The following is a 7,413-nucleotide window of genomic DNA, read 5'->3' as shown; positions in this document are numbered from 1 at the left end:
GAGCAGATGCGCGCCCAGGTCGAGGCCGCGATCGGGATGCGGATCGCTCCCTTCGTGCTACCGCTGGCCGTCGCGATCTTCGTGTTCATCCTGATCTCCAACTGGCTGTCGGTGCTGCCGCTGCAGTACACGGACACGTCGGGACATACCACCGAGTTGCTCAAGTCGGCCGCCGCGGACATCAATTACGTGCTGGCGCTGGCCCTGTTCGTCTTCGTCTGCTACCACGTCGCCGGGATTTGGCGCCGCGGCATCGTCGGGCACCCGATCGCGGTGCTCAAGGGGCACGTGGCCTTCCTCGCGCCGATCAACCTCGTCGAAGAACTCGCGAAGCCAATTTCCTTGTCGCTGCGACTTTTCGGGAACATCTTTGCCGGCGGCATCCTGGTCGCGCTGATCGCACTGTTTCCGCCGTACATCATGTGGGCGCCCAACGCGATATGGAAGGCCTTCGATCTGTTCGTCGGCGCTATCCAGGCCTTCATCTTCGCCATCTTGACGATCTTGTATTTCAGCCAGGCGATGGAGGTCGAAGAACACCATGACTGAGTCCGCCGCACTTCGGCCCCGTCCGCGCATCATCATCGGCGCCTGGTAGATCGCTACCAGACAGCCACCACTCAAAGGAGGAAAGAATGGCCCTGGACCCCCAAGTCGCTGCCGCCGCACTCATCGGCGGTGGCCTGATCATGGGTGGCGGCGCGATCGGTGCCGGCATCGGTGATGGCATTGCCGGCAATGCGCTGGTTTCGGGCATCGCCCGGCAACCGGAAGCACAGGGACGGTTGTTCACGCCGTTTTTCATCACCGTCGGTCTGGTCGAGGCGGCCTACTTCATCAATCTGGCGTTCATGGCGTTGTTCGTCTTCGCTACCCCGGTCGGCACCTAATTCGCTGTGATGGGCGACGCAAGCACTCTCGTTCTGGCCGCCGGCCAGGCAGCGGAGGAAGGGAAGAGCAACAACTTCCTCATTCCCAACGGCACCTTTTTCTTCGTACTGGCCATCTTCCTGATCGTCCTCGCCGTCATCGGCACGTTTGTCGTACCGCCGATCCTGAAGGTGTTGCGCGAGCGCGACGCGATGGTCGCCAAGACCCTCGCCGACAACAAGAAGGCGAACGAGCAGTTCGAAGCCGCCCGGGCCGATTACGACGAAGTGCTGACCAAAGCCCGGATCGAGGCGTCGTCGCACCGCGACGGCGCGCGGGCCGAGGGCCGTAAGGTGGTCGAGGACGCGCGAGCCCGTGCCGAGCAACAGGTGATGGCGACATTGCAAACGGCCGCAGAGCAATTGAAGCGGGAAAGGGACGCCGTGGAACTGGACCTGCGCTCCAACGTGGCAGGCATGTCGGCGACATTGGCCAGCCGAATCCTCGGCGTCGACGTCGGCGTGGTCGCCACCCCGACCGGATCGTCCGGGCGGTAACCGCGCATGTCGACGTTCATCGGACAGTTGGTCGGGTTCGCGGTCATCGTGTTCCTGGTGGTGCGGTACGTCGTGCCCCCGGTGCGCAAGCTCATGGCCGCCAGGCAGAATGTGGTGCGCCAGCAGCTGAGTGACGCAGACACCGCCGCAGATCGCCTCGGCGAGGCCAGCAACGCCCACAGCAAGGCGGTGGAAGACGCCAAGTCGGAGTCGAAGCGAGTCATCGAAGAGGCCCAGTCAGACGCCAAACGCATCACCGAGCAATTTCGGGTTCAGGCCGAGGTGGAGGCCGAGCGCATCACGGGTCAGGGTACCCGCCAGGTCGAGCTGCTGAGGACTCAGCTGGCCCGGCAGCTCCGGCTGGAACTCGGCCACGAATCGGTGCGCGGCGCAACCGAACTGGTGCGCAACTACGTCGCCGACGCGGCGCAGCGATCGGCCACCGTGGACCGGTTCCTCGACGAGCTCGACGCCATGGCTCCGGCCTCCGCCGACGTCCAGTACCCGCTGCTGACCAAGATGCGTGCGGCCAGCCGCCGGGCACTGCGGGACCTGTTGGGGCGGTTCGGCACGGTCATCGAGGATCTCGACGAGGACGGGCTGTCCGTGCTGGCCGGCGAGCTCGTCGCGGTGGCCAAGATGCTCGACAGTGAAATGGTGGTCACCCGCTACCTCACCTTGTCGGTCGAAGACTCGGGACCGCAGGTCCGGTTGATCGAGCGGTTGTTGTCGGGGAAGGTCGGCGACGCGACGATCGCGGTGTTGCGCGCGGCGGTCAGCGAGCGTTGGTCGGCCGAGGCGGACCTGATCGATGCGATCGAGCACCTGTCGCGGCAAGCCTTGCTGGAGGTTGCCGAACGTGAGGACAAGACCGGCGAAGTCGAAGAACAGTTGTTCCGTTTCTCCCGGATCCTGGACGCGCAGCCGCGCCTCGGCATCCTGCTGGGTGACTATGTCGTTCCGGCCGAGAAACGAGTTCAGCTGCTGCGCAGTGTTCTTCGCGGCGCGAGCAGCAGCGTCAACCCGATCGTGTCAGCATTGCTGACCCATACGGTCGAGTTGCTGAGGGGTCAGCCGGCCGAGGAGGCGGTGCAGTTCCTCGCTCAAGTCGCGGTGGCTCGCCGCGGCGAAGTCGTCGCGCAAGTCGGCGCGGCAGCCGAGCTCAGCGGCGCCCAGCGCGCTCGTCTCATCGAGGTCCTCGGCCGCATCTACGGAAACCCGGTGACCGTGCAACTGCGGATCGACTCGGCACTGCTGGGCGGGCTGCGGATCGCGGTGGCCGACGAGGTGATCGACGGAACGCTCTCCTCGCGCCTGGCCGCAGCCGAGGCTCAGTTGCCCGACTGAACACGAAGTATTCATTACAGACCCATCGAAGACCCACGCGAACAGAAGTAGAAAGACGAAAAGCCATGGCCGAGTTGACAATCTCCGCTGACGACATTCAGGGCGCCATCGAAGAGTACGTAGGCTCTTTCAGCTCCGACACCTCGCGCGAGGAAGTCGGCACTGTCGTCGACGCAGGGGATGGCATCGCCCACGTCGACGGACTGCCGTCCGTCATGACCCAGGAACTGCTCGAGTTTCCCGGTGGTGTTCTCGGCGTCGCCCTCAACCTCGACGAGCACAGTGTCGGAGCGGTGATCCTGGGTGACTTCGAAAAGATCCAAGAAGGCCAGCAGGTCAAGCGTACCGGCGAAGTCCTTTCGGTGCCCGTCGGCGACGCGTTCTTGGGGCGCGTGGTCAATCCGCTGGGCCAGCCGATCGACGGTCAGGGCGACATCAACACGGACACGCGGCGTGCCCTGGAGATCCAGGCGCCGTCGGTGGTGCAGCGGCAGAGCGTCAAAGAACCGTTGCAGACCGGTATCAAGGCCATCGACGCGATGACTCCGATCGGCCGCGGCCAGCGTCAGCTGATCATCGGCGACCGTAAGACCGGAAAGACCGCGGTGTGCGTCGACACCATCCTCAACCAGCGGCAGAACTGGGAGACCGGCGACGTCAGCAAGCAGGTGCGGTGCGTGTACGTCGCCATCGGGCAGAAGGGAACTACGATCGCCTCGGTTCGCCGTGCCCTGGAGGAGGGTGGCGCGATGGACTACACCACGATCGTCGCGGCGCCGGCGTCCGATTCGGCCGGTTTCAAATGGCTTGCGCCCTTTACCGGTTCGGCCATTGCCCAGCACTGGATGTATGACGGCAAGCACGTGCTGATCGTCTTCGACGACCTGAGCAAGCAGGCCGAGGCCTACCGCGCCATCTCGCTGCTGCTGCGCCGTCCGCCCGGCCGCGAGGCTTATCCGGGCGACGTTTTCTATCTGCACTCGCGAATGTTGGAGCGCTGCGCCAAGCTTTCCGACGAACTCGGTGGGGGCTCGATGACCGGCCTGCCGATCATCGAGACGAAGGCCAATGACATCTCGGCCTATATTCCCACCAACGTCATCTCGATCACCGACGGGCAGTGCTTCCTGGAATCCGATCTGTTCAACCAGGGCGTGCGTCCCGCGATCAACGTGGGCGTTTCGGTGTCCCGGGTCGGTGGCGCAGCGCAGATCAAGGCCATGAAGGAGGTGGCGGGAAGCCTCCGCCTGGACCTCTCACAGTTCCGCGAGTTGGAGGCATTTGCCGCCTTCGCTTCCGATCTGGACGCCACGTCCAAGGCGCAGTTGGATCGCGGTGCCCGGCTGGTGGAACTGCTCAAGCAGCCGCAGTACCGGCCTATGCCCGTCGAGGAACAGGTGGTTTCGATCTTCCTCGGCACCGGCGGGCATCTGGACTCGGTACCCGTCGAGGATGTCCGGCGCTTCGAGACCGAACTGCTGGACCACATCAGGGCGTCCGAAGAGCAGATTCTCAGCAGTATCCGCGACACCCAGAAGCTCTCCGACGAGACCGCCGAAAAGCTCGAGAAAGTCATCAAGAATTTCAAAAAGAGTTTCGGGTCCACAAGCGGTGCGTCGGTGGTACCCGACGAGCACGTCGGTGCCATGAGCGAAGAGGACCTGGGCAAGGAATCGGTGAAGGTGAAAAGGCCGGCGCCGGAGAAGAAGGCAAAGAAAGAGAAGAAGTAGCAACCAATGGCTGCCACACTTCGCGAGTTGCGCGGGCGAATCCGCTCGGCTGGGTCGATCAAAAAGATCACCAAGGCCCAGGAGCTGATCGCCACGTCACGCATCGGGCGGGCGCAGGCTCGTCTCCAATCCGCCAGGCCTTATGCCTTCCAAATCACGGCGATGCTGACCACGTTGGCGGCTGAGGCCGCTCTGGATCATCCACTGCTCGTCGAGCGTCCAGAGCCCACGCGTGCGGGCGTGCTCGTGGTGACGTCCGACCGCGGCCTGTGTGGTGCCTACAACGCGAGCATCTTCCGGCGCGCCGAAGAACTCTTTTCTCTGCTGAGAGAAGAAGGCAAGACTCCGGTGCTCTACACCGTGGGCCGTAAAGCTCTCAACTACTACAAGTTCCGAAACTGGGACATCGCCAAATGGTGGACGGGTTTCTCCGAGCAGCCGCAGTACGAGGACGCCGCCGAGATCGCCGGGGCTTTGGTCGACGTGTTCATGCTCGGTGCCCGCGGCGAGGGCGACAACGATCGTGACACCGCGGGTGTCGACGAACTGCACATCGTCTACAGCGAGTTCAAGTCGATGTTGTCGCAATCGGCGGAGGCGCACCGGATTGCCCCTATGGTGATCGAGTACGTCGAGGAAGAGCCCGAAGTGCGCACGTTGTATTCGTTCGAGCCCGATGCGACGACGCTTTTCGAGTCCCTGCTGCCGAGGTACCTGACCACCCGTGTGTACGAGGCGCTGCTCGAATCCGCGGCATCGGAGCTGGCGTCCCGCCAGCGGGCGATGAAGTCGGCCACCGACAACGCCGACGACCTGATCAAGGCCCTGACGCTGATGGCGAACCGCGAGCGGCAGGCACAGATCACCCAGGAAATCAGCGAAATCGTCGGTGGCGCAAATGCGCTCGCCGACGCGCGCTAGATAGGCCCGACGAGGAAGCGAAAAGATATGACTGCTACTGCCCACAAGAGCGCGAAAACGACCGAGAGCGAGAGCAACGGCCGCGTGGTCCGGATCACCGGGCCGGTCGTGGACGTCGAGTTCCCGCGGGGTTCGGTGCCGGGGCTGTTCAACGCTCTGCACGCCGAGATCACTTACGAGGAGCTCGCGAAGACCCTCACGTTTGAGGTCGCTCACCACTTGGGTGACAACCTGGTGCGCACCATCTCGATGCAGCCCACCGATGGCTTGGTCCGTGGTGTCGAGGTCATCGACACCGGTAACCCGATCTCGGTGCCGGTCGGCCAAGAGGTCAAGGGTCACGTCTTCGACGTGCTGGGCCGCTGCCTGGACAAGCCGGGTTACGGGGAAGACTTCGAGCACTGGTCGATCCACCGCAAGCCCCCGGCGTTCGAGGAGTTGGAGCCTCGCACCGAGATGCTCGAGACCGGTCTGAAGGTCGTCGACCTGCTGACTCCGTACGTGCGTGGCGGCAAGATCGCGCTGTTCGGGGGAGCCGGTGTGGGTAAGACGGTGCTCATCCAGGAGATGATCAACCGTATCGCCCGGAACTTCGGTGGTACGTCGGTTTTCGCCGGCGTGGGGGAGCGCACTCGCGAGGGCAACGACCTGTGGGTGGAGCTGCAAGAGGCCAACGTGCTCAAGGACACCGCGCTGGTGTTCGGTCAGATGGACGAGCCCCCGGGCACCCGTATGCGGGTGGCGCTGTCCGCCCTGACCATGGCGGAGTGGTTCCGCGACGAGGCCGGCCAAGATGTGCTGCTGTTCATCGACAACATCTTCCGGTTCACCCAGGCCGGATCCGAGGTGTCGACGCTCCTTGGCCGCATGCCGTCGGCGGTGGGTTACCAGCCGACGCTGGCCGACGAGATGGGCGAACTGCAGGAGCGCATCACCTCGACGCGTGGGCGTTCGATCACGTCGATGCAGGCGGTCTACGTACCCGCCGACGACTACACCGACCCGGCGCCGGCAACGACGTTCGCGCACTTGGACGCCACCACCGAGCTGTCCCGTTCGGTCTTCTCCAAGGGCATCTTCCCCGCGGTCGACCCGCTGGCTTCCAGCTCGACGATCCTCGATCCTGGTGTCGTCGGCGAGGAGCACTACCGCGTGGCCCAGGAGGTCATCCGGGTGCTGCAGCGCTACAAGGACCTTCAGGACATCATCGCCATCCTCGGTATCGACGAGCTGTCCGAGGAAGACAAGCAGTTGGTGAACCGGGCCCGGCGCATCGAGCGATTCCTCTCGCAGAACATGATGGCCGCCGAACAGTTCACCGGACAGCCGGGCTCGACGGTGCCGCTGAAGGAGACCATCGATGCGTTCGACCGCCTGACCAAGGGCGAGTTCGACCACATCCCCGAGCAGGCGTTCTTCCTGATCGGCGGTCTCGACGACCTGGCCAAGAAGGCCGAGAGCCTCGGCGCCAAGCTGTGATCGAAACCTTGCTGGCATCAAGGCGAAAGGCGGTGTGAGGTGGCGGAACTGAACGTGGAGATTGTCGCCGTCGACCGGAAGATCTGGTCCGGGGAGGCGACGTTCCTGTTCACCCGCACCACCGTCGGAGAAATCGGCATCCTGCCTCACCACATCCCTCTGGTGGCCCAGTTGGTCGACGACGCCGTGGTGCGCGTGGAGCGGGACGGCGCGGACGATCTGCGGATCGCGGTGGACGGCGGATTCTTGTCGGTGACCGAGGAGGGCGTGAGCATTCTTGCCGAATCCGCGGCGTTCGAATCGGAGATCGACGAGAGCTCCGCCAGACAGGATTCCGAGTCCGACGATCCTCGTATCGCCGCACGGGGCCGCGCCAGATTGCGCGCCGTCGGCGCGATCGATTAGCGACCGATGAGCGCGACCATGGGGCTCATGGTCGCGCTTGTCGTCGTGTTGGGCGTGGCTGTGCTCGCCCTGAGCTATCGGCTGTGGAAGCTGCGCCAGGGCGG

General features: G+C 64.2%; 8 protein-coding genes and 1 pseudogene. All 9 read left to right on the top strand.

The window, feature by feature from the left end; genetic code table 11:
* A partial coding sequence (atpB, locus tag AC2VOK_RS15285) for a F0F1 ATP synthase subunit A (RefSeq protein WP_428901241.1) occupies window positions 1-549 on the top strand: 549 nt, incomplete at its 5' end.
* Between the two features lie 92 nt (window positions 550-641).
* Window positions 642-890: a F0F1 ATP synthase subunit C gene (locus AC2VOK_RS15280; protein WP_024636915.1), complete on the top strand. Its 249-nt coding sequence runs from the start codon at window positions 642-644 to the stop codon at window positions 888-890.
* A 9-nt stretch (window positions 891-899) separates the two neighbouring features.
* The gene (locus tag AC2VOK_RS15275; protein ID WP_428901240.1) at window positions 900-1,427 is read left to right on the top strand and encodes a F0F1 ATP synthase subunit B; all 528 of its coding nucleotides are present in this window, start codon (window positions 900-902) and stop codon (window positions 1,425-1,427) included.
* A 6-nt stretch (window positions 1,428-1,433) separates the two neighbouring features.
* Window positions 1,434-2,774, top strand: coding sequence for a F0F1 ATP synthase subunit B/delta (locus AC2VOK_RS15270; RefSeq protein WP_428901239.1), 1,341 nt, complete (start codon window positions 1,434-1,436; stop codon window positions 2,772-2,774).
* A gap of 65 nt (window positions 2,775-2,839) precedes the next feature.
* Window positions 2,840-4,504: a F0F1 ATP synthase subunit alpha gene (gene atpA / locus AC2VOK_RS15265; protein WP_428901238.1), complete on the top strand. Its 1,665-nt coding sequence runs from the start codon at window positions 2,840-2,842 to the stop codon at window positions 4,502-4,504.
* 6 nt (window positions 4,505-4,510) lie between these two features.
* Window positions 4,511-5,425, top strand: coding sequence for a F0F1 ATP synthase subunit gamma (locus tag AC2VOK_RS15260; protein WP_428901237.1), 915 nt, complete (start codon window positions 4,511-4,513; stop codon window positions 5,423-5,425).
* 27 nt (window positions 5,426-5,452) lie between these two features.
* Window positions 5,453-6,904, top strand: a complete 1,452-nt coding sequence (atpD, locus tag AC2VOK_RS15255; protein WP_428901236.1) for a F0F1 ATP synthase subunit beta — start codon at window positions 5,453-5,455, stop codon at window positions 6,902-6,904.
* 39 nt (window positions 6,905-6,943) lie between these two features.
* Window positions 6,944-7,309 carry a F0F1 ATP synthase subunit epsilon gene (locus tag AC2VOK_RS15250; RefSeq protein WP_421530060.1) on the top strand — a complete coding sequence of 122 codons (366 nt, stop codon included), beginning with the start codon at window positions 6,944-6,946 and terminating at the stop codon, window positions 7,307-7,309.
* Between the two features lie 6 nt (window positions 7,310-7,315).
* Window positions 7,316-7,413 (top strand): annotated as a pseudogene (locus AC2VOK_RS15245) (DUF2550 domain-containing protein); the annotation flags it as partial.

Source organism: Mycobacterium sp. TH-M116, assembly GCF_057473685.1.
This window is presented reverse-complemented; position numbering and strand designations above follow the sequence as displayed.